This is a genomic window from Parahalioglobus pacificus (assembly GCF_014652275.1).
In the GTDB taxonomy this organism is placed as follows: domain Bacteria; phylum Pseudomonadota; class Gammaproteobacteria; order Pseudomonadales; family Halieaceae; genus Parahalioglobus; species Parahalioglobus pacificus.
The window spans coordinates 1,500,350-1,523,239 of sequence record NZ_BMYM01000001.1; the positions used below are offsets into that span (position 1 = coordinate 1,500,350).

Annotated in this window: 23 protein-coding genes; 7 read left to right on the forward strand and 16 right to left on the reverse strand. The window is 58.4% G+C overall.

All coding sequences use genetic code 11. The annotated features are described in order from the left end of the window. The first annotated feature begins 107 nt into the window (after positions 1 to 107). Positions 108 to 731 (forward strand): LysE family translocator, encoded by a 624-nt coding sequence (locus IE089_RS06890; RefSeq protein ID WP_189476603.1) that lies wholly within the window; start codon positions 108 to 110, stop codon positions 729 to 731. Positions 732 to 742: 11 nt separating this feature from the next. Here IE089_RS06890 and IE089_RS06895 read toward each other — a convergent pair whose 3' ends face one another. Both IE089_RS06895 and IE089_RS06900 read right to left on the reverse strand, forming a co-directional pair. Next, entirely contained in the window at positions 743 to 1,069 is a 327-nt protein-coding gene (locus tag IE089_RS06895; protein ID WP_189476605.1) for a DUF3301 domain-containing protein, read from the reverse strand. 100 nt (positions 1,070 to 1,169) lie between these two features. Then, positions 1,170 to 1,940, reverse strand: coding sequence for an alpha/beta fold hydrolase (locus IE089_RS06900; protein ID WP_189476607.1), 771 nt, complete (start codon positions 1,938 to 1,940; stop codon positions 1,170 to 1,172). Positions 1,941 to 2,018: 78 nt separating this feature from the next. Between IE089_RS06900 and IE089_RS06905 the strand changes: the two genes are divergently transcribed. After that, on the forward strand, positions 2,019 to 2,807 hold the full coding sequence (locus IE089_RS06905; RefSeq protein ID WP_189476609.1) for a hypothetical protein: 789 nt from the start codon (positions 2,019 to 2,021) through the stop codon (positions 2,805 to 2,807). Here IE089_RS06905 and IE089_RS06910 read toward each other — a convergent pair whose 3' ends face one another. The 6 genes from IE089_RS06910 to IE089_RS06935 form a co-directional block, all read right to left on the reverse strand. Then, the gene (locus IE089_RS06910) at positions 2,808 to 3,803 is read right to left on the reverse strand and encodes a HupE/UreJ family protein (RefSeq protein WP_229802621.1); all 996 of its coding nucleotides are present in this window, start codon (positions 3,801 to 3,803) and stop codon (positions 2,808 to 2,810) included. Continuing rightward, on the reverse strand, positions 3,800 to 4,729 hold the full coding sequence (locus tag IE089_RS06915; protein WP_189476611.1) for a peptidyl-prolyl cis-trans isomerase: 930 nt from the start codon (positions 4,727 to 4,729) through the stop codon (positions 3,800 to 3,802). The genes IE089_RS06910 and IE089_RS06915 overlap by 4 nt, the downstream gene beginning before the upstream one ends. A 60-nt stretch (positions 4,730 to 4,789) precedes the next feature. Next, a complete protein-coding gene (locus IE089_RS06920; RefSeq protein WP_229802622.1) occupies positions 4,790 to 5,650 on the reverse strand; it encodes a crotonase/enoyl-CoA hydratase family protein in 861 nt (286 codons plus the stop codon). Further along, complete coding sequence (locus IE089_RS06925) at positions 5,634 to 6,191, reverse strand: NAD(P)H nitroreductase (protein ID WP_189476613.1); 558 nt, start codon at positions 6,189 to 6,191, stop codon at positions 5,634 to 5,636. The genes IE089_RS06920 and IE089_RS06925 overlap by 17 nt, the downstream gene beginning before the upstream one ends. Before the next feature lie 41 nt (positions 6,192 to 6,232). Then, positions 6,233 to 7,078 (reverse strand): FkbM family methyltransferase, encoded by an 846-nt coding sequence (locus IE089_RS06930; protein WP_189476615.1) that lies wholly within the window; start codon positions 7,076 to 7,078, stop codon positions 6,233 to 6,235. Between the two features lie 66 nt (positions 7,079 to 7,144). Next, the gene (locus IE089_RS06935; RefSeq protein WP_189476616.1) at positions 7,145 to 9,007 is read right to left on the reverse strand and encodes a beta-ketoacyl synthase; all 1,863 of its coding nucleotides are present in this window, start codon (positions 9,005 to 9,007) and stop codon (positions 7,145 to 7,147) included. Between the two features lie 117 nt (positions 9,008 to 9,124). On the opposite strand from IE089_RS06935, the gene IE089_RS06940 reads away from it, so the two are divergent. The 3 genes from IE089_RS06940 (at position 9,125) to ribB (ending at position 12,566) form a co-directional block, all read left to right on the forward strand. After that, positions 9,125 to 10,120, forward strand: coding sequence for a GlxA family transcriptional regulator (locus IE089_RS06940; RefSeq protein WP_189476618.1), 996 nt, complete (start codon positions 9,125 to 9,127; stop codon positions 10,118 to 10,120). 123 nt (positions 10,121 to 10,243) lie between these two features. Next, positions 10,244 to 11,425, forward strand: coding sequence for a thiolase family protein (locus IE089_RS06945; RefSeq protein WP_189476620.1), 1,182 nt, complete (start codon positions 10,244 to 10,246; stop codon positions 11,423 to 11,425). A 28-nt stretch (positions 11,426 to 11,453) separates the two neighbouring features. Further along, positions 11,454 to 12,566, forward strand: a complete 1,113-nt coding sequence (ribB, locus tag IE089_RS06950) for a 3,4-dihydroxy-2-butanone-4-phosphate synthase (RefSeq protein WP_189476622.1) — start codon at positions 11,454 to 11,456, stop codon at positions 12,564 to 12,566. A 30-nt stretch (positions 12,567 to 12,596) separates the two neighbouring features. On the opposite strand, the gene IE089_RS06955 is transcribed toward ribB, so the two are convergent. The 8 genes from IE089_RS06955 to IE089_RS15675 form a co-directional block, all read right to left on the reverse strand. Beyond that, the gene (locus IE089_RS06955) at positions 12,597 to 13,355 is read right to left on the reverse strand and encodes an enoyl-CoA hydratase-related protein (RefSeq protein ID WP_189476624.1); all 759 of its coding nucleotides are present in this window, start codon (positions 13,353 to 13,355) and stop codon (positions 12,597 to 12,599) included. 2 nt (positions 13,356 to 13,357) lie between these two features. Further along, the gene (locus IE089_RS06960) at positions 13,358 to 14,038 is read right to left on the reverse strand and encodes a nitroreductase (protein ID WP_189476626.1); all 681 of its coding nucleotides are present in this window, start codon (positions 14,036 to 14,038) and stop codon (positions 13,358 to 13,360) included. Positions 14,039 to 14,112: 74 nt separating this feature from the next. After that, positions 14,113 to 14,931 (reverse strand): crotonase/enoyl-CoA hydratase family protein, encoded by an 819-nt coding sequence (locus tag IE089_RS06965; protein WP_189476628.1) that lies wholly within the window; start codon positions 14,929 to 14,931, stop codon positions 14,113 to 14,115. Between the two features lie 61 nt (positions 14,932 to 14,992). Next, positions 14,993 to 16,621, reverse strand: coding sequence for an acyl-CoA synthetase (locus IE089_RS06970; RefSeq protein WP_189476630.1), 1,629 nt, complete (start codon positions 16,619 to 16,621; stop codon positions 14,993 to 14,995). Between the two features lie 26 nt (positions 16,622 to 16,647). Continuing rightward, a complete protein-coding gene (locus IE089_RS06975; protein WP_189476633.1) occupies positions 16,648 to 17,811 on the reverse strand; it encodes a thiolase family protein in 1,164 nt (387 codons plus the stop codon). Next, positions 17,811 to 18,869: a thiolase family protein gene (locus tag IE089_RS06980; protein WP_189476635.1), complete on the reverse strand. Its 1,059-nt coding sequence runs from the start codon at positions 18,867 to 18,869 to the stop codon at positions 17,811 to 17,813. Before IE089_RS06980 ends, IE089_RS06975 begins: the two co-directional genes overlap by 1 nt. Positions 18,870 to 18,872: 3 nt before the next feature. Further along, on the reverse strand, positions 18,873 to 19,391 hold the full coding sequence (locus tag IE089_RS15670; RefSeq protein WP_229802623.1) for a Zn-ribbon domain-containing OB-fold protein: 519 nt from the start codon (positions 19,389 to 19,391) through the stop codon (positions 18,873 to 18,875). After that, a complete protein-coding gene (locus IE089_RS15675; RefSeq protein ID WP_229802624.1) occupies positions 19,388 to 19,840 on the reverse strand; it encodes a Zn-ribbon domain-containing OB-fold protein in 453 nt (150 codons plus the stop codon). The genes IE089_RS15670 and IE089_RS15675 overlap by 4 nt, the downstream gene beginning before the upstream one ends. A 208-nt stretch (positions 19,841 to 20,048) precedes the next feature. On the opposite strand from IE089_RS15675, the gene ggt reads away from it, so the two are divergent. Continuing rightward, a complete protein-coding gene (gene ggt / locus IE089_RS06990; protein WP_189476637.1) occupies positions 20,049 to 21,695 on the forward strand; it encodes a gamma-glutamyltransferase in 1,647 nt (548 codons plus the stop codon). Positions 21,696 to 21,834: 139 nt separating this feature from the next. After that, positions 21,835 to 22,866, forward strand: coding sequence for an alpha/beta hydrolase fold domain-containing protein (locus tag IE089_RS06995; RefSeq protein WP_189476639.1), 1,032 nt, complete (start codon positions 21,835 to 21,837; stop codon positions 22,864 to 22,866). Positions 22,867 to 22,890 lie beyond the last annotated feature (24 nt).

Below are 22,890 nucleotides of genomic sequence, written 5' to 3' on the forward strand. Positions count from 1 at the left end.
TAGCCACACTGGCGGCAGGCCTTACCTTGACCGGCAAAGGCCAATCACTAATCATGCCGGACCAGCCAAGTTCACTCGGCGTTGACTGCCAAGATAAGAGACTCTCTATGGAGCTAACAGCCTGGTTATCACTCATAGCCGTGTGCCTTTTGGGCGCTATGTCACCAGGGCCTAGCCTTGCGGTTGTACTGAATAGCACTCTCTCTGGCGGCCCCGCCTCGGGCTACCTGGCATCGCTGGCCCACGGTGTGGGAGTTGCCCTCTACGCCCTCCTAACGGTTGCCGGGCTTGCAGTACTGGTGACCTCGGTCCCCGCCCTCTATCTGGGGCTACAAATTCTGGGGGCCTTCTACCTGATCTATCTCGGTGTTAACGCACTGCGCTCGGCTAAACAGTCGGGCGATGCACCGCCGCCACCCTCGGATGAGCGGCACAACGCCATCAGCCGTGGATTCCTGGTTGCGTTTCTCAATCCAAAGCTTGCCGTTTTCATGCTCGCGCTGTTCAGCCAGTTTCTGGATCCCACTGCGGCACTGCCCGTCAAAGCGTTAATGGTGGCCACAGTTGGGGTGACTGACGCTGCCTGGTACTGCCTGGTGGTCATGCTGGTGTCACGGGAGGCTTTCCTGACACGGTTGCGTGACAACGCCCATGTCATCGACCGATGCTTCGGCATCATTCTGATACTGCTGGCGATCACTGTAATAGCGCGCAGTTTGTCAGGCGCCTAGTCCAATTCCGGCTAGTGAAGCACCCGGTCCGGCTCTGCGACGACCAACGCCTGCATACGCTTGCCTAGCATGATGACGTGCCCCTGCTGGCGCACCACGCCATCGAAGCTGTAGTCAAAGCGGTATTGGCGCCAGACACGCCAGCGACCATCACTGTCTCTGCTTAGTGACAGCCTCTGAATATGAACCGACTGATCAAGTAGCTGAAAGTCGTCCTGTTTGCTGGCCCGCTGCACCGCTTGCAAAGCCAGTTCGCGTATTCGGATTGCGCTGAGGAAAAACACAGCAGCGCCACCGAACAAAAACAGCACTAAAAGCTCGCCAAGACTGAGGTACATGTAGAGAGGATCCACCTTTCGCTATGTAGGGGTTAATCAGCAGAGATGCTGAGATTCAAAGCATAAGCTGCACAAGCGCTTGATGCCAACGCTTCAGCATCTAGGCTCGCAGTTGCGCCAGAAAGCGGCTTACATGGTCATTGAACAGCGCTGGCTCCTGCGCGTGCAACCAGTGACCGCACCCGGCCATGGTGGTTATCGCTGAGTTGGGAAAAAGGCCACTGATGGCATCAGAGTACTGTGCAACTTTGTAGTCCGAAAGCTCACCGGCAATAAACAGCGCTGGCACTGGCGCGACGGGCCCTGTGGGGGGCTGCAACAGTGACGCATAGTCGCGTTCCAGGCCCGTAGCGTTGAATCGCCAGCGGTACAGACCATCGTCCCCCCTTGCGAGGGACAGCAGCAGAAACTGGATAACCATCGACTCTTCAATGTGCGGCGCCATCAGTACTCTCGCCGCTGCCCGGCTTTCGGGCGCTGCCTGTGCCACAGCCCGTAACCCGGCGAACACACCCTGATGACTGGGCGGGTATGCAACCGGGGCGATATCAGCCACCACCAGGCCATTCACCTGCTGCGGATGACCCAGAGCGAGTTGCATGGCAACCTTGCCACCCAATGAATGCCCCACTAGCCGTACCGAGGATAAGCCCTGTTGCTCTACCCATGCCCATACGGCGGCGGCATAGCTCGGGATAGAGGGCTCGTCAGTCCAGTCAGAGCGTCCATGATCTGGCAAATCGAGGCTGTGCACCCGATAGTGAGAAGCCAGATGCCGCGACAGCGCACCCAGGTTTCCGCCCGCACCAAACAATCCATGCAGCACAACAACATCGGGACCCTCTCCGTCGCTGACATGGTGTAAATGCATTGTCTGTCCTCTGTTTAGCCCCATGGTTTTTGATACCATGCCAGCTCGCTTCACACTCGCTCTACCACGGAATCTCGCATGCAACTGCTGTCTTCATTCTCTCGACGTTCACTCTGCCTTATGGCGCTTCTCTCACTGGCGGCCTGCAGCTCTGGCCCCAGTTACAACCCCACCGTGTTCCCTTTCGAATTGGATGAGGAGCGAATCGCGCAAGACTCTATCAAGCGCGTAGTCATTCCGCACGTCAATCTCGGCGTGCCATCACGCAATTACCTACAGCGCGAAGAGCCCCGCATCGATGGCTATGTCAGCACTTACCTGAAAGACAACGGTTACAAGGTGATTCCCCAGCGCATCTTCAAGCAGCATTGGAATAATGCCGTTCTAGCCTTCGGTGACCCGGTGGACCCGACGACCGGCAAGGTCAACATGAAGGCCTTTTCGCAGATCATGGTCAGCGTGCGCGACCGGATGGTGGAAGAGAACCAACTGGATGCCTTCGTCTTCACCGACCTGGTGGAGCTCGAAGTGGCGTTTAACAACGGTCTGAAGCATATCGCGCGCTGGGACGGCGTCGCACGTAAGCCCTCGCTGCAGGGCCCCGGCAATGGCGTTAGCGTGGACTTCGACTGGAACCGCCCCGCCGCTGTCGCGTCTATGCAGGTCAGTATTTACGACACTGAATTGCAGCGGGTGTTTGTTAGCCGCGGCGGCCTGGATGCCACCGATGCTATCGATACGCGGTCCTCATCCGGCGCCTTTGTGCGTCGCCGCAACGTGCTGGAAAGCGAGACCTTCGTTAAAGAGGGCATCGCCCTGGCGCTACATCCTTTTATCGAGATGGAAGACTGGCCGGGCAACCCCTGATCAGGCAAGCACTTCGAGACCCCGCTCGATACACCACATAGCGGACAAGCCACCCAACACGTAAACCGGCACTGGCAGGAGACGATCCTGCCAGGGCGCCAGTGGTTTGCGCAGCAACCACCACAGCCCGATGATGGCGAAGATAAACACAATCTGACCGATCTCAATGCCCACATTGAAGAACAGCAGTGCCAGCGGCACGTTGTCCTGTGGCAGGCCTGTATCGGCCAGAGCGCCGGCAAACCCCATACCGTGGAGCAAACCAAAGCCGCCAGCTAACCACCAGGGGTGACGCCACAAGAGGTCGTTCTTGCCTTTGCGCGTAAGCTCCACCGCCAGCACGAAAATACTGAGTGCAATGGTGAACTCCACCAACGCTACCGGGTAATCAAAGAACCCCAGAGTCACCAGTGACAGGGTGATACTGTGACCCAGAGTGAAGGCCGTAATCGTCCACAGCAGTCGCGTGCCTCCGCCGACTAACAGCAGTAAACCAAACACAAACAGTAGGTGATCGATTCCTCCCCAGATATGCTCCATGCCCAGCAGTGAGTAGTCGGTCATCACCTGCCCGGCGCCGGGCTCCTGTGGAACTACAAAACTCTCCTGCTCAGCATTCAGCACCTCCTGGTAATGTCGGCCATCGCGCAATGCCACCATCACCATCGCCGAAGCCTGATTAGGTCCCAGCCCGGTAATACCCAGCGACTGCCCTACCAAGCCCGCTTCACCAAATGCGCAGTCCAGCTGCCAGCTGAATACCCGTCCCGTGCCCTCGGTGTAGGGCTGATTCGTGGAAGCCACTTCACATGCTGCCGGCCACTGGGGGCGAAGCGGCGTTGCAGAGGTCGTCTGAATCGGTGTCTTCCACACAAAGTTGTACCGGTCATCGGCCACCTCGGTCACCTTCAGGAGTGAAGGCGCAAATCGGTGCGCCTGTGCTGGCGTCGCCACAACAAGCGCGGCGACGAAAATCATGATCAGCCGCATCGTCATACCCCCACCAGCTCGTAACGCTGGCGCAGCTCGGCTATTGCAGCCTGCAGGGCCTCGGTACGCAGTTCGGATTCAAGGTCGCGCTGCAACTCGGGTCGCACCTCCTCCAGCGTTGCATCCCGGGACGGTGTCACCGACTCAACCCACACGTAATGCATGCCGTAGGTCGAGCGCACGGGACCCACCCACTGCATTGCCTGCGGCCCTGCCTCCTCAAAATTCTTTACAAAAGCCGCACCAAAGTGCCGGGCCAGTTGCGCGGGCGATTGCTGGGTAAAGCGGTAGCCCGGCAGGAACGGCGATCCAAGCTGCCTGGCCTGCTCAGGTTGCCAGTCATTGGCCGTGATCGTATCCACTGCATTATCGACCTCTGCGGCGCGGTCGCGGCTGAAGTACAGGTGCTCAATGGTGTATCGGGGAGGACGCCGCAATTCGGATTTACGCTCAGCAAAAGCGGCCTCAATCATCACCTCACTGGGCTGTGCAGGAGGCTGTGTTGCCAGCAGCAATTGCTCCATCACTTGTACCATGCGCCGTTTGATGACCTCGTCTCCAAGATGTAGTCGCATATCCAGTGCCATTTCGTAGCGGGCCTGCTCGGGAAGGTCCTGACCGATCTGCAAGAACTGCATGTTTCTCAGCAAGCGCTGGTACACCACCGTGTCGTAAAGGTGCAATTCATGCGACAGGGCTTCCTGGAACAGCATTTCCCGATCCAGTTCGCCGGCAATCATATTGGCCAATTGAGATTCTGTGGGCAGGCGCCGGGTGGCAGAAAACCACTGCTGTTTCAGCGTGTCGATGCGCGCATCTGACAGCGGACCCACAAGGGGTTTTGGCTCAGGGAAAATGATGGCTTGCAGCTCAAAGAGCACGACACCAAGCACAATAAAATGCAGCCAAGGCTGCTTTAACCAGTTCAGCATAGGGGCCGTTTGTTGTTGTAATTAGTCGTTGGAGTGGGTGTTTGTATTGAGTGTTGTTATTTAGTTTTCATAATTGGCTTTGCGCTGCTCGGCTTGCGCAGTCAGCCCTTCCTGCAAGTCCTGTGCGCTCATCATGCCGGCGTTCCACGTCGCAATATAGTTCAGACCTTCGCGCACGGAATGATCGCGTGTATAGAGGATCATCTCCTTGGTGCCGCGCACGGCCAACGGTGATTTGCTGGCAATGTTTGCTGCGATGGCCGACACCGCCGCCATCATGGCTTCTTTGTCATCAAACACTTGATTCACCAAGCCCAGCGAGCAGGCTTCCTGCGCCAGCATGTTGCGCCCGGTATAGGCCAGTTCTCTGGCGACTCCATCGGGAATCAGGCGCGGCAAGCGTTGCAGGGTGCCCACGTCTGCTGTCATCCCGATATCGATCTCGCGTACGGAGAAATACGCGTCCTGTGTGGCATAGCGCATATCGCAGCAGGTGGTAAGGTCCACGCCGCCGCCAATGCAGGTTCTATGAATAGCGGCCAGCACCGGCTTACGACACTTCTCGATCGCGGTCAGGTTGTCCTGCATCACCAGCACTTTCTGGCGAAAGCTCTCCGCACGCCGCGCAGGGTCATCGCTTTGAACGCCCTCCGGTGAAAACATATCCAGATCCAGCCCGGCACAGAAGTGCTTGCCATTGCCAGACAGAATGACCGCGCGCACTTTAGGCTCAACGTCCGCCCACTCAAATGCCAGCTGCAATTCACGCCACATAACCGGGTTCATGGCGTTGGCTTTGTCGGGACGATTCAGTGCAATCGTCGCCACATGCTCATCCATGGAGACTGCCAGCGTTTCGAACTCAGGCAGCATCCCGTCCACCGGCTGCTCATTCTTCTGCGTATTACCAGTCGCTGACATAATCTTCTATCTCCCGTGCGGGTAAGGGTTTAGAGGGCCCGGCTCGGGTACCCACATAAATAAAACCTACGATCTCTTCGTTTTCTGCACCGCCCAGTGCATCGACCACGCGGCGATCAAATGCGGCATCGCCTGTGCGCCAGATAGCTGCATAGCCCTGAGCCTCCGCAGCAAGCATCATGGCCTGCGCGGCGCACCCGGCAGACAGTCGCTGTTCCACGGGCGGCACTTTGGGGTGTTCCTGTATCACCGCCATTACCACGATCACCAGCGGTGCGCGCAGCGGCGCCTGTCTCGCCTTATCAAGCGCAGCAGGTGTTGCCGTTGGGTCGCGCTCTGCCAAGGCTTGCGCAAGCACTTCACCCAGTGCATTACGGCGCTCACCTTTTACCGTCAAAAAGCGCCAGGGCGTCAGCCAGGCGTGATCCGGCGCACGCAGGCCTGCAGCAAGAATCATGGCCAGGGCCTCTGCCTCCGGACCGGGGGCAGTGAGTTTGGGCGCAGAATTGCGCTTAAGGAGCAGTTCTAGAGCGTCTGGCATTGGAAATACAGCAGTAGATCGAAGTCACAAATTCTAACAAATCATGCGTGAGGTGGGTGGTAATTGGCGCCTTGCTGCTGCCAATTGCCAGGGGGCGCACCCAGGAATATGTTCATGAACCCCTGGTCACCCTGAACGGCATCCACATTGTCACACCAGAGTGCCAGCTCAGCCTCAGTGCTAGGCACCAGGCGATGCTCGATGTGGTCGACGATCCAGAACATCAGCCCCAGCTGCGCAAGCAGTTCAATGAACATACGGCCTGACACCCCTGCTTCTCTCAACGAGAAAGGTGTTAGCTCAATCAACAATCGCGGTGCCTGTAGGCGGTGCAGCGTCGACATCAAGCCGAGGATCACGTGGTACTCACTGCCCTGGGTATCAACCTTGACCAGGTTCGGCAGCGCCGCCACATCGACAAAGAAGGTATCCCCCTGCACCAATGCAATGGGAACTGACTGGCGCGAAGCATCCGCGGGGAACAGCTGGTGGTCTCCGAAATTATCAGCACTCAGATGCAGGCGCCCTTCCCCCTCGTGCTCCGCGAGTGCCGCCTGTTGCAGTTGGATCTGTTCAACCAGCCCATTGCGAGCGGCACTGCGCATGAGTAATTCCGCATTGGAGGGGTCGGGCTCAAAGGCATACACACACCCCGACTGGCCGACTTTCTGCGCAGCCAGCAAGGAGAAATATCCGAGATTGGCACCCACATCCAGAAACACATCGCCGCACCCCAGGCTGTCCCAAATCAGCGCGCTTTCAAAGGGCTCCCATGCCCCACTGTCGCGCAATGTGCGGGACACAACGGTATCGCCTTCGGAATGCACAGCGATGGTGAGTGGTGGGCTGGCCTGGGGCCAATCAACAGGAACGAACTGTGAGGACATGGGGTGCTTCAGGAGGAAAGCACGCACTGTAGCACCGTGCTCTGCCCCCCTCAAACGCGCCCTGATCTAGTCCGCCAATGACATATCCGAATACGGTGAAACCAGTTGCAGGTCCACACTGCGACCACCCACTGACATACCCGTGGGTGAGAGGTCGACGTCGCCATCGAGCATCACGTTGTGGTCGAAGTGATAAATAGGCGATTCCTTGCCCGCGATCACGGCCGCATCCCGGTCCTGCTGTCGCTGTTGAACCTCCGCATTGGCAGACTGCCAAGCTGCCCACTCGCTGCTGCTGTATCTGGCGCGAAGCAGTTCATCGGTGCTTTGCGGGCTCAACAGCATTGCCGATGCGTTGTTGCCACCAAAACCCTTTGAATTAATGATCGCGTAGCTTTGCTCCGCCTTGTCCATTTCGCGGTGCGTTGCGCTAAAGGCAAGGTTGTCTTGACGCACGTCGTCGGCAAGGGCATCGATCGTGGTAATCCCGGGGATAATGCCATGGGCCCAAATACCCAGAGTCGCGGTTGCCTGATCACCTGAGGCTGCACCCAGTGAATGCCCTAGGTAACTCTTGAGTGCCGCAATTGGCCACTGGTCGATGCCAAAGGTGCCCGCAACGCGGCTGAGAATCTCAGACTCTGTGGTTCGGTTCTGCGGTGTGCCCGTGCCGTGCGCCTGCACCAGCCCACCCTGACGCATACGACGCTCTCCCAACATCGCGCGGGCGGAGGCCACAGCTTTGGCCATGGTGATGTAGTTACCCACCCCGGGGCCGGAGATGGATTTCTTGAAGCCATCCGCATTGACGAACACATCCGCGGCGGCGCCATACTGCGTCGCACCTAACTCCATCGCCAGCGCATCATCAAACAGCACCACGGCCTGAGCCGATTCAGCGATCGTAAAGCCACAGTTCTCGGCAAAGGGACGACAGGCTCGGCGATGATCGGGAGCCACCTCTTCGGAGAGCCCATCTAACTGACGCAGGCCTTTGTCGGTGGCCAATGCACCCATCGCGGCATAGCCTTCCATGACCTCCGGTTGTATGGGGGCCTCGGCTGCCGCGACCACCGCAACCCGCGCACGCCCGGCGCGGATATCATCAATGGCATGGCGCAGGTTATAGAGGAAGGAGGCACAGGCGCCCAAACTGGCTCCGGTGGAGCCGGTACTGCCCAGCACGTAGGCATTTATGAAGTCCGCAGGCATCTCTGCCAACCCCAACGGGCAATACTTGGAGGTCACCCGCTGGCCGTTGTAGCGCGCCTTCAGCATACCCCCGGCGCCCGCACCGTCTAGCTGGCCCATGGCACTGCCGGCATAGACACTGATCTGGTCGGCGGCCACACGCTCTGTAATCTGCTGCCAGTCCATACCCAGGCTGTTCACGGCGTCAGAGGCGGCATAGATGGTCATCTGCAGGCCACGTGGATGATTGCGCGATGGATAGAGCTCACCTGGCTCAAAGCCTGTCGGCAACTGACCCGCCACCTTGACCTCAAACTCCCTGGTGGTTGGCAATAGAAAGTCCTGCTGCCCGCGGATCTGCACATTCACATGCGTGACGGACTTCTCGGTGACATCCCAACCCCTCGGCAGGTTGTCAGGCAGGTTCTGACGCTTTACATCGAAGTTAACGGGATGGCCATTGCTCTCCGTTGGAAAGCGCTTGTTCCAGGACACGCAGTCAGGATCGAAATGCTGCACCTCAATGCGCCTGATCAGTGTGTGCTCAAGAATGTATCGTTCCTTAGCACCGGGATTATCCACCCCCATCAACTGTGCAAGGGCCGCCAGTGTGGTGGCGCGCTGGCCGGAACCTAGAGCGTCGTAGGCCATGCGTGCCAAGGCGTGATGCCCTGAAGCACGTCCTGCACCATTAATACCGCCAAACCCAACGATGACGGGCAGTGGAACTCTGCTCATGCCTGCTTTTCCTAACTGAATACAGGCGCAAGTGTAGATTTTTCCAAGCTGCGCCTAGCATTCATTTTCAGACATTAAATGTGCTATTTTGGCCACTCCATTCATGGGATCAAAACTATGCGTACTGCCGCCGCCCTGCTGCTTCCCAATGCACTCTCGACGAGCCTCACCTTGCCGTTAGAGATTCTGCATGCGGCCAATCAGCTGGCTGGCATTAGCAAGCCCGGGCGCTCGACAGTCGAGACACTGGTGGCGGCGGACAACAGGCGGTTGAAAACCATGGCCAGCGGCTTGCGGGTGCAACCGGATACCCGCTACGACGCACTGCCGGCTCAGCTAGACCTGATCATTCTGCCGGCCATATGGCGTAATCCGCTGCCCGTATTGGCACAGTCTCAGGCCTTACTCCCGTCACTCAGGACTTATGCAGCACAGGGCACGCGCATCTGTGCAGTGGGCACCTCCAGTTACCTGCTGGCAGAAGCGGGGCTGTTAGACGGTCGCCCTGCGACCACCCATTGGCACTATCTAAAGCGTTTTCAACAACGCTACCCGGCGGTCGCGTGCAAATCGCGCCACCTGATTACCCAGAGCGATAACCTGTACTGCGCAGGAAGTGTAAATTCCATCGCCGACCTGATGGTGCACATTGTTGAGGACTGGTTCGGTGGACGCATCGCGAGAGCCATAGAGAACCAGTTTTCGCCTGAAATACGTCAACCCTTCGGCGACGCCGCCTGGCAGGACCAGCCGCTAACCTCCCACCACGATGAAACCGTTCTCGAGGTGCAGCACCAACTGCAGGATCAACTCGCCAACACTCTGTCCATGCCCGAATTGGCGCAAGAACATGGATTGAGCACACGCACCCTGAACCGTCGTTTCAAAGCGGCAACCGGCATGACGCCGCTGGCGTATCTATCAAAACAGCGTGTGGCCGCCGCCAAGGAGCTGCTGCGCCAAAGCAATCTCGCCATCGGTGAAATTGGCTGGCGCGTGGGCATGGGCGATGGCGGCCAGTTCGCGCGCGTATTCAAGCAGCATTCAGGGGTAACGCCGCAGGCCTACCGCAGGGCCGTACGCGGCAAGTTATTCGCCCCAGAACGCAACTGAACACAGGAGCTGGCCGTATTGAGAATAGCCCTTGGATATGGCTAAATGGCGGCCCATTTTTTGACCGCTATCGCACCGCGATACCGCTCTCCATCTTTGATTTAGCGCAACGGAAACCCAGTTATGAGTAACGACGCAGTAGTCATCATCGACGGTGCACGCACCCCCATGGGCGGCCTTAACGGTGCACTTGCCGCCGTTCCCGCACCCGAGCTTGCCAGCACGGCAGTGGCGGCAGCTGTCGAACGCGCGGGCATCGATGGCGCCGACGTGGACGAAGTGTTCATGGGCTGCGTATTGCCGGCTGGCCTCAAGCAGTGCCCTGCCCGTCAGGCAGCCATTGGCGCTGGTGTACCGAAGTCCACAGGCGCGGTGACCGTTAACAAGGCCTGCGGCAGCGGCATGCAAGCAACAATATTTGGCTACGACAGCATCATGGCCGGCACTAACAAGGTGGTTATCACCGGCGGCATGGAGAGCATGACCAATGCGCCGCACCTGCTGATGGGTGCTCGCGGCGGCGTGCGCACCGGCCATACCGACATGCTGGATCATATGTTTGTCGATGGCCTTGAGGATGCCTACACCGGCCGCGCAATGGGAAGCTTTGCGCAAGAGACTGCAGACGCTCGTGGACTCACCCGCGAGCAAATGGATGCCTTCGCCATCGAATCGCTGAGCCGTGCCAAGCGCGCTATTGATGAAGGCAAGCTGGATGCAGAAACGGCTCCCGTCACGGTAAAAAGCCGACGTGGCGATACTGTCGTTAAAGACGACGAGCAGCCACACAAAGCGGCAGTGGATAAAATCCCAAATCTGCGCCCTGCGTTCGCCAAAGACGGCACCATCACCGCCGCTAATGCCAGCTCCATTTCTGACGGAGCCAGTGCACTGGTGTTGATGGCCGAGAGCGAAGCCCAGGCGCGCGGTTTGAAACCGATGGCGCGCATCGTTGCACACGCCCGCCACAGTCAGGCGCCCGCCGAGTTCACCATTGCCCCCATTGGCGCCATCGAAAAACTGTTCGCCAAGACGGGCTGGAGCAAAGACGATGTCGATCTATTTGAGATCAACGAAGCCTTTGCCATGGTGACCATGATGGCGATGGAAGATCTCGGTCTGGATCATGAAAAAGTGAATGTGCATGGTGGCGCCTGCGCACAGGGCCACCCCATTGGCTCAACCGGTTCTCGCATCCTTGTGTCATTGATGTATGCACTGAAGCAGTACGGCAAGCAACGCGGTGTTGCGGCACTGTGTATCGGCGGTGGCGAAGCCACAGCCGTTGCCATTGAAATGCTATAAGCAGCGCCGGCGAAAGAGGACAGCACCCATGGCTCTTAGCAGTATCCCCGACCTGCTGGATGACATTAAAGCAGGGAAGATGGTTATCCTCATGGATGACGAAGATCGCGAGAATGAAGGCGATCTGATCGTTGCCGCCGAGGCAGTGACACCGGAAATCATTACCTTCTTCTCGTCTGAAGCCTGTGGCCTGATCTGCATGCCCATTACCGAGGAGCGGGCCCGGCAGCTACAACTGCCCCTGATGGTGAGGGACAACCGCTCCCAACACGAAACCAACTTCACGGTCTCTATCGATGCGGCTGATCGCAAAGGTCCCGGCATCAGCTCCGTACAGCGTGCACACACTGTGCAGGAAGCCGTGGCGGCTCAGGCCACACCCGCAGATATCAATCAGCCCGGGCACATCTTCCCCCTGGTGGCCAAGCCCGGCGGAGTACTGCGACGCGCAGGTCACACCGAAGCGGGCGTAGACCTCGCCAGGATGGCGGGCTTCGAGCCCGCGGCGTTGATCGTTGAGATCATGAACGAAGACGGCACCATGGCCAGGCGACCGGAACTGGAAGTGTTCGCCGAGAAGCACGGCCTGCGCATGGGCACAATCGCCGACCTTATTGAGTACCGTGCGTTACACGAACAGTCACTTGAACTGCATACCAGCAAGAACATCGATACCGAATTCGGTGAGTTCACCCTTCACACGTTTACCGATTTGATCGATGACACTGTGCATTACGCCATGAGTCACGGTGATCTCAACGAGGACGATGAAACCCTGGTGCGAGTGCAGACCATCAATACGCTGCGCGATGTATTGGGGACGCGCATTGAGGGGCGTCCGGGCTGGTCTTACCGCCGCGCGATGCAGCGTGTCGCCGATGCGGGTAAAGGGGTTGTGGTACTCATCGGCCAATCCGCGTCTGTGGAACAGCAACTGGAAGAAGTCACGCAGTTCCCCCAACCTGCTGCTGTCGCCACCAGTGGCTCACCTGCGGGCGTACAAAACTACCGGGTTATCGGCACAGGCGCACAGATTCTGAAGCGCTTGGGCGTTGGCAAGATGCGACTGATGTCGGCACCCATCCATTTCAATGCCATTTCAGGCTTTAATCTGGAAGTCACAGGCTTCGAAGACGCCTAGGGGCCTAAACCTCCGGACCCTCAGCAAGAATCACCCCCGACGAAAGTTGGGGGCCCGCTTCTCCATAAACGCCATCACCGCTTCAATATTGTCCGGCGACCCCGCTTGTCGCAACATGCCTGCCTGCTCGGTGTTGAACGCCAAATCTATCTGCGGCTGATGGTGCAAACGCAATGACTGTTTGATCTCTTTAAGCGCCGATACCGGCCATTGGGCTATTTCACGCGCCTTGGCACTGGCATGGGCCGCGAGTTCATCGTCGGGCAGCACATCGGCAACCAGGTTATAGCGCAGTGCCTTTGCCGCATCGATCCACTCGGCTGTGTAAAACAATTCGGCGGCTCGCTGGGCACCGATATTGGCCTGCAACATGTAGCTGCTTGCCCACTCGGGCACCAGGGCCAGACTCGCAAAAGGCAGACGCATGCGCAGGCTCTCCCCCGCATAAACGATATCCGCATGAAACAATACAGTCGCACCGCCGCCCACTGCTGCCCCGCGCGCAGCAGCGACCAGCGGCTTATTGAAATCAGCCACCGCCCTGGCCGCTGCCTCGAAGGGGTGCTCGCCCTCCCCGGCATCGGTGAACGACGACATATCCACGCCTGAGGAAAAGTTATCGCCGGCACCTGTCAGCAACACACAGGCGACCTCGTCGTCGTCAGCCGCTGCTCGGAAGGTGTCACGAATGGCCTCCCACAGTGGGTTGTTAATGGCGTTTTTCTTTTCGGGACGGTTGAGCGTTAGCGTCAGTACACCTTCGTCCTTTTCTGCCAGCAGTACACTCATGGTCAGGCCTCGCTGTGCCAGGTAATCACGTCATCCAGCGATGCGCGCACGGTGCGGCAGGCATTCACAGGATCTGTATCGTCGGGATAGCCGAATGAGAGACCAAACATCAGCTTATTGCTGTCGTCGATACCCAGTTCTTCGCGCAGATAATTGGCCTGAAAGCTGAGCGCAGTCTGCGGGCAACTGCCCAACCCGTGCGCTGTGAGGGCCAGCATAACGGTTTGCGCGAACATGCCCAGATCGCAGGCCTCGCGTATACCGAAAGGCTCCGGCAGGAAAAAGAACGCCACATGCGGCGCGTCAAAGAAGGTGAAATTGCGCATGAACTGCACATGTCGCCTTGCCTTATCTTCACGGGCAATCCCGGCAGCGTCGTACAGTGCCTGTGCGGAACCGTACTGACGGTCTTTGTACACACCCTCGTAAACCCCGTCGTAGGGGAAGTCCATGGATATCTCACCCGCCATGAACTTCTCCGGCATCGCCTGCCGCAGTTTCTCAAGCCTGGGCCCGGAAACCACGTGCACAAACCAGGGCTGGGTATTGCAGTTACTCGGCGCCATCAGCGACTGTGAGAACACCGCATCCAAAACAGCCTGAGGTACGGCATCGGGCCGGTACGCGCGCAAAGAGCGGCGCTCATTGACCAGCGTCTCAAAAGCGGGGGCCAAATCAGTCATTTCTTGTTCTCCAGTAAGCGGGCATGGCGCGGTATGTTGGTGCAATCACTGCGCTGTAGCAACGCGAACCTTGGTTATTCGCCGGTAAATACCGCAGGCCGTTTTTCCTTGAACGCGCGCATGCCCTCTTTGGCGTCCTTGGAGCCAAACACCGGGCCTGCTAAACCATCTGAAGCCACCATGGCCTCATCCTCATCCATGCATTCCTGGTGCTCGCGCAGGGATTGAATCACGGCTTTGACTGCCAGTGGACCCGCACTACAAATCTTCGCCGCGTAGGCTTTTGCGGCCTCAAGGGTCTGCCCTGCCGGTACGACTTTGTTGATGAGGCCGAAATCCAGCGCCTGTTGCGCTGTGATGTGATCGCCGCACAGCAGCATTTCAGCTGCCAGGCAATAAGGGATCTGTCTACGCAGACGGATGGTGGAGCCGCCCATCGGGTAGAGACCGCGCGCCACTTCGGTCACACCGAAAATAGCGTTGTCGGCGCCCACGCGAATATCCGTACCCTGCAAAATTTCAGTGCCTCCCGCCAGAGCATAGCCCTCTACCGCAAGAATGATGGGTTTATTAGGCCGGTTGTCACGCAACAGCGCTTGCCAGTGAACATTGGGGACCTCTGCCATCACTGACATAAACTCATCGTTGCCGCCCTGGTCACCATCCGCACCCGCTTTGAGGTCCATGCCCGCGCAAAAGGTGTCGCCGTTGGCCGTCAATATGGCGCAGCGCAGGCTGTCATCCTCATCCAACAGGCGCCATGCCCGGTACATGCCAAGCAACATGGCAGGCGTAAATGCGTTCTTCGCCTCCGGGCGATTCAGCGTTACCACTAGAACATTGTCATCGCGCTCAACAATGCAGTTATCGGTGCTGATGGTCAGTTCCGTCATCAGTTAGTCCTTAGAAAAGTCAGTGGCCACCCTAAGGGTGGCCATGGGAATGAGATGCAGATCAGCTGACCTGACAATCGCCTGACAGCGCAATTTCCAGCGCCTTGGGATAAGCGGGTTTACCGCTGGGTGCACGCGGCACTTCACTCACAATATGCAACTCACGCGGCACCTTGTATCCGGCAATGTGACGGCGCGCTTCTTCCTGCACTGCATCCAGCGTCAGCGTGGCGTCTCCGCGAAGCTGCACGATAGCCGCCACACGACTGCCGAAGCGTTCATCCGGGGTGCCCACTACCAGGCAGTCAAAGATAGCGGGGTGCGCCTTCAGCGCCTGCTCCACCTCTTCGGGGAAGATTTTTTCCCCGCCACTGTTAATGCAGTTAGAGCCGCGACCGTATACGGTAATGCTCTGGTCGTCCTCAAGACGCGCCTCATCGCCGAGCAATAACCAGCGCTGCCCGTCGACCTCAACGAAGGTCTTGGCGGTTTTTACCGGGTCATTGTAGTAACCCACGGGTATATACCCGCTGCGGGCAAAAATGCCCATCTCACCGGATTCGACATGACGGTGGGGCTCGCCCTCCACGTCGCTAATCACCGACATGAACTCGCTTTTCACCACGTTACCCAGCCCCTGGCCCTTCTTGCCACCGCCGTCAAAGCCCATGCTGCCGCTTTCAGAGGAACCGAAGGAGTTAGAAATGAAGACATTCGGGAAGTGGGCCTTGAAGGCTTCCTGTTTGCTCTCGGAAAACACAGCACCGCCAGAGCCCACGTTGAATACCGAACTCAGGTCCCAGCGATCGGGGTTGTCCGCCAGGGCATCCAGCAGCGGCACAGCCATCGCATCACCCACAATCGAGACCGAGTTAACCTTCTCGCGCTCTACAATGTCCCACACTTCTTCGCCTAACAGGTGGTGGCCGGGATTAAGAATGACAGAGTTTCCAGCCAACAGCTGAATGCAGGCATACCACCAGCACGCGCCATGCATCAGTGGCGCAAGCGCCATGCCGACAATGGCAAAATCGCCAATGCGTTCCGCAATTTGCTCGGGCTCAGTGATCGCCCCGTCGGGATGGAACCAGCCACCGCCACCCATGGCCGCGAAAAACACCGCCTTGTGGGGCCACATCACGCCCTTGGGCATACCGGTGGTTCCACCGGTGTACAGAATAAACAGGTCCTCATCACTGCGCTCACCGAAGTCGCGCGCGTCCGACTGATCGGCCAGTGACGCTTCGTACTCCTGTGAATCAAGCGCCGATGCATCCTCTCCGGAGTCATCTGTCACATAGACAAAGGTTTTCAGGTCTGGCGCATCAGCGCGCACCTTTTCAATGTGCGGCACAAACTCCTGATGATGGATACAAGCCACCATATTGGCGTTATCAAATATGTACAGCAGCTCCTCTTCTACGTAACGGTAATTGACGTTGATGGGCACCGCACGCAGTTTGAAACATGCGAGCATACCCTCGAGGTACTCGTTGCAGTTATACATATACAGGCCGACATGGTCACCGGCCTTGACGCCTCTACTGGCGAGAAAGTGGGCAAGCCTGTTGGCGCGTTGTTCCAACTCACCGAAGGTGGCCCTCTGCTCACCGCACACCAGTGCGCTGCGCGTGGGCACCTTGTCGGCCACCAGCTCGAACATATCTGCAAGATTAAAGTGCTTGGTCATTGTGCTCTCCGGCTGGATGACGGGCGCTAGGGCTTCTCAGCCCCAACGACCCACATGGAAAAGAACTGGGCGCCACCGCCGTAAGCATGGCCCATGGCCAGCTTCGCACCGGGCACCTGATGGTCGCCGGCATCGCCGCGTACCTGCCTGGCGGCCTCAGCAAAACGTATCATGCCGGAAGCACCGATAGGATTGGAGGACAAAACACCACCCGAGCAGTTCCAGGGAATATCACCCCCCTCGTCCAGCGAGGTTGCTCCCTCCATGGTCAGTTTCCAGCCCTCACCCTCTGGCGCGAAGCCGAGGTTCTCAAGCCACATGGGTTCATACCAGCTGAACGGCACGTAGATTTCTGCGCAATCGAGTTCTTTACGGGGATCTGTGATGCCCGCCTGTGCATACACATCGGCGGCGCAGTCGCGCCCTGCTTGCGGACTAACCTCATCCCTACCGGCGAACATCGTGGGCTCAGAGCGCATGGCGGCACCGCGAATCCAGGCTGGGGGCTTGGGCCCTTTCTCGGCCAGATCTTCGCTGGCGATAACCATGGCGCAGGCACCGTCAGAAGATGGGCAGGCCTCCAGGAAACGTAGGGGGTCCCACAGCATCATGGACTCCTCCACTTCCTTTGCAGTGATATCCGGCAGTTGAAGATGCGCCAGCGGATTGCGCGCGCCATGCAGGCGATCTTTTACCGCCACCTTGATTCCCACATCCGCCGGCGCGCCGGAGCGCCGGATGTATTCACGAATAATCGGGGCGAAGTAACCGCCGGCGCCGGCGTTCAAGTGTACCGAAAACGGTTGCGGCGTAGATAGCGCCCACATCGCGTTGGATTCAGACTGCTTTTCAAACGTCACTGTGAGCACACGTTTAAACGTCCCGCTCTGCACATGCGACGCCGCCACGATCGCGGTCGATCCGCCCACGGATCCCGCCGTGTGTACACGCAACATGGGCTTGCCATTGGCACCCAGCGCATCGGTCAGGTAGATCTCAGGCATAATCACGCCTTCGAACATATCGGGGGCTTTGCCGATCACCACCGCGTCGATGTCATCGAATGTCAGGCCAGCATCATCCAGTGCATTCTGTGCGGCCTCGCGCACCAGCCCTGCGATGGAGACATCGCCGCGCTTGGTCTTATAGTGGGTCTGGCCAATGCCGACCACCGCTGCTAATTCAGACATTACGCGCCCTCCAATACTGTAACCATGTTGTGCTGCAAACAGGGGCCCGAGGTTGCATGGGCAACGCCACGACCCGCCTCGCCCGCAACAATACGGCGGAATACTTCGCCGATCCGGGACACGCCCGACGCCATCATCAGGTTCCCTGCTAGCACGCCGCCGCTGGGATTGATGTCAGTATCATCGCCAAGATCCAGCGCTCGCTGCAGAATGATCTGCTGATGACTGAAGGGGGCGTACACTTCGGCGACATCAACAGGACCATCGGCAACGCCTGCGCGTGCAGCAGCCTGGCGCGTGGACACCGAATCGGTGAGATCACGCATACCCAAATTGTGAGTCTCAATGCGGTGATCAATCCCGGTGATACGCGCGTAAGGCACACCCCATTCCTTTGCCTTGTCTACCGTACAGATAATCATCGCAGCAGCGCCATCGGACACCGGGCAACAGTCGGAGCGCCTGAGCGGCGACACATAATGTGGCTCGTTAAGTAGTGCTTCGGTGCTGGTCTCACCCGAAAGCTGCGCCTGCGGGTTCTGCAGTGCTTTTCTGCGCGAGTCCGCAACAACCGCTGCCATGTCACCCTCGGTGATCAGCCCTTGCTCCAGCATCAGGCGTGCCTGCATAGCCGCCAGTGAAATCGTATCCACCCACTGGGTGGCCAGATAATAGGGATCCAGCTGTTGTGACAGCACAATGGGCAGTTCGCCGGGGGAAGACTTGGCAAAGCCATAGATCAAAGCAGAATCTGCCTGACCCATCCGGATTTTCAGCACGGACTCGTACAGCGCCCAGGCAGCATCCATCTCCACATGCGATTCCTTGATCGGCGGCACCGCTCCCAGTGCGTCCACGCCGGCAACAAAGGCAAACGCCGCACCCTGCAGGTAGTCGCAGCTGCCCGAGCAGACAAAATCCACATCCTGGGCGCTGGTAATACCTACCTGCTTATACACCGCCTGCAACTGGGGCATAATCAGCTCGACCTCGTTGGCCATGCCCGCATTGGACTTGCAGTCAGACTGGCTGTAGGCGACAACACATATCTCTCTCATGCCTTACTCCTCCAGTCCGGTTACCGGTAATTTGCCAATCATGTCCACGGCGACATCCGGCTCATCAATCGGCTTAAAGTAGCGGATATTGTCCATGGCATAGTCCCATTCCTCCTCGGGCTTCCACACGGCCTGAACACGCTGGCCGATGCGCACCTCTTCGTTCACGCACTCGCTCATCAGATGGATGAAGGAAATGTTCGCGCCGTCCGCAACAAGGTTTGCCACCACAAAAGGCGGTTGGATGGGGTTGTTGGGTATGGGGATATGAACGATGGTGAAGGACTGAACGGTCGCCTTGTCAGAGACCTCCACTTCTTCGTCGGTGGGCATGCCAGACGCCGGGCAGGAACCCCGAGGTGGCACATACACAGGGGCATCGGGCTCTGCTCGGCGCTGTCCGGTCAACTTGCCATTCTTTAACTGTGTCAGAAAACGCGATGGCGCCAGGCCTGCCGTAAAGTTGTACTTCAGGTATATCGGCGTTTCGATGTCTGTAATCACATCCTGCTCGTCGCTCATGACGCATCTCCCATCAATTCAAAACAGGCGATATCGGTGATATAGCCCCTGGGCTCATCCACCCAGCGCGCCTTCACGCGTGCACCCGTGCTAACCGCCGATTCTTCGGGAGCGGCGACGCAGTGAATCATGGGGACATCGGCGCCTTTTAAACGGATCATTGCCCAGGCAAACGGCTTTTCCATGGGGTGGGCTTCACGGGGTTCCGAAACCCAGGCCCAGCTCACGATCACGCCTTCATCGCTGACCGGCACAAACTCGTCCAGGGCGTCCGCGGTGACGGGGTCATACTCCATGGGTGGCACGATGACGCGCCCATCACTGGCGCGATTGCCGATAATTTCCCGATTGCGAAGCCCCGTGAGGAATCGCCCCACTACCGGCCCGGTAGACCGCGTGTAGGTAAAGCCCAGCTCAAAGGGCTGTTTCAGTAGGTCTGGCTGTGACACCCGCTTGCTCCTGCTACTAACTGGAAGCTCGGAGTATTGACCAGTGCCCGGGGGCGCTCAATGACGCAAACCATCAAGCGCCTATGACCTTTTCGCTCATGGTCTGCGCCTCTCGCTGGCAGCGAGGCCAAGGTGCAAGATCCGGGCTGAATTCCCTGCCCGTGTAGCATCTGTTACGGTCGTAGTCCTGCTTTTGTGAGGTCTAGGAATGAACAAACCCAGCGCCCTTCTTTTCCTGGTGTTGCTTTTAGCACCGGCCACACAGGCCGCGCCTGCCGCGGTGGCAATGCCGGACCGATACAGTGCCGAGACGGCCACAGAAATCATCAAGGCAGGTGGCAACGCGGTGGATGCAGCCGTTGCGGCCGCGTTTGTGCTCGCGGTGACCTATCCGGAGGCGGGCAATATCGGTGGCGGCGGGTTCCTCACGGTGTACATGGACGGCGAGCCAGCCTTTCTCGACTTTCGAGAGACTGCACCGGGAAAAGCAGAGCGGGACATGTACCTCGATGAAGGAGGAAACTTCGTACAGCGCGAGTCACTGGTGGGCGGTAAGGCGTCTGGCGTTCCTGGCACCGTGGCCGGTTTAGCGATGGCCCACCAGCGGATGGGCACACTGCCCTGGCGCGACTTATTGGCACCTGCAATCTCGCTGGCCGAGGACGGCTTTGTTGTCGATCCGATGCTTGCAGCCTACGGCCGGGGAAAAGTGCAGGAGATTGCGGGTGAGACTAACTTCGAGGAGTACTTTGCCGGCCTGATCGCCGGGCAGCGGTTTAAACAGCCCGAGCTGGCGGCAACGCTGAAGCGCATCGCCGATGACCCCCAAGAGTTTTACACCGGCGCAACTGCCCGCTTGCTGGTAGAACAAATGCAGCAAAGTGGCGGCCTGATAACGCTGGCGGACCTTGCGGCCTACCGCGCAGTGTGGCGCGAGCCCATTGTCGCGCAGTGGCGTGACTTTACGATCATCACCGCACCGCCGCCCAGCTCGGGCGGGATAGCACTGGTGCAGCTGCTGAAGATACGCGACTACGCGCAGCCGCTGTTCACCGACGTTTGGCAAAATTCTGCGCAGTACATTCATCTGCTCGCCGAGATCGAAAAACGGGTCTTTGCTGATCGCGCCGAATACCTGGGCGACCCTGATTTTATCGACAACCCCGTGGCAGCATTGATCGATGAGAGGTACCTGGAACAACGGGCACAGGCGATCGATCCCAACGCTATCTCCAGCGCATCTTCTGTAGGTCCCGGCCTTGAGTCGCCCGACACCACGCACTTCTCAATCACGGACAGTAAGGGCAATGCCGCTTCGCTGACGTACACGCTCAACTGGGACTTCGGTTCGGGCGTGGTTGTGGAAGGCGCCGGCTTCCTTATGAACAACGAGATGGATGATTTCTCCGCCAAGGTTGGCGTTAAGAATGAATTCGGTGTCATTGGCAACGAACGCAATGCCATCGCCCCTAACAAACGCATGCTCTCATCAATGACACCCACCATACTGCTGAAAGACGCAAAGCCAGCGCTGGTTGTTGGCACTCCCGGTGGCAGCACCATCTTCACCAGCGTGTTTCAGAGCATCCTGAATGTCTATGACTACGGCTTATCACCGCAGGAAGCGGTCAACGCGACTCGCTTCCATCACCAGTTGCCTGATGCCACCGTTATTCGTCACGATCAGCGTGAAATTGCTGGCGACACCCTGCATGAGCTCACCAATCTCGGCTACAAGGTCCAGCCCAACAGCTGGGGCAATTTGGGCGATGTACAACTGATCAGGATTGTTGATGGCAAAGCCCAGGCAGCATCGGACAACCGCGGGCGTGGCGTGGCGGTTGTGCTACCGTAGAGCGCGCCGGCTGGGCTCTGCGGCCTGGGCACATCACATGGCGCCGCGGGGCCAAAACACTGGTCAATGAGCGCTCGCCCGGAGGCCATAGGGTTGTGCTAAGTTATCCCAAAATCAGTGAGAGACAACAAAAACTATTATGAGCAAACTCAACGACGACCCTCGTATAGACCCGCGTATCAAAGCCATCATGGGCGCTCTGGATTTAGACAATGCCGGTGACGCGAGCTCTCGTGAGGAAATGCTGGCCCAGGCACAAACGCCGGAGGCGGTAGCGCGCACCCAGGAGATGGAAGCCCTTTTTGAGATGGTCGATAACGAGGATGTCGCTCCCTCGGCGGGTCTGCGTATCGCCACCCACGAGTTCACCTCGGCGCCGGAGGGCAATACCATCAAGGTACAGTACATTCGTCCCGACAGCGAAGAGACCTTACCCTGCGTGTACTACATCCACGGCGGCGGCATGATGTCGATGTCTTGCTTTATGGGGCTGTACCGTGCCTGGGGAAAGATCATCGCCGCCAGAGGCGTCGCCGTTGCCATGGTCGATTTTCGCAATTGTCTAACCCCCAGCTCCGCGCCCGAGGTTGCGCCCTACCCCGCCGGATTGAACGACTGTGTCTCAGGACTCAAGTGGGTGCATGGCAGTGCATCTGAGCTCAACATCGATGCCAACCGCATCATTGTTGCGGGAGAGAGCGGCGGTGGGAATCTCACGCTGGCTACAGGACTGCGCCTGAAGCAGGAGGGCGCGCTTAATCTCATTACCGGGCTCTATGCGTTATGCCCCTACATCGCCGGACAGTGGCCGCAGGAGCGCTTCCCATCATCCACTGAAAACAATGGACTGTTGCTCGATTTACACAGCAATCGCGGCGCGATGGCCTATGGCATCGAAGCCTTCGAAGCGGGCGATCCAATGGCCTGGCCGTCATTTGCCACAGAAGATGACGTCAGCGGATTGCCTCCCACCATCATCAGCGTCAACGAGTGCGACCCATTGCGTGACGAGGGCATCGAGTTCTATCGATTGCTCTTAAGGGCCGGCGTACCTAGTCGCTGCCGACAGGTTATGGGAACCATCCACGGCACGGAGATTTTTCCAATCGCATGTCCAGACATTAGCCGAGACACGGCAGCGGACATCGCCAAGTTCTGTACAGAGGGCTAGCAGTCAGTCACAACACGGAGGTGA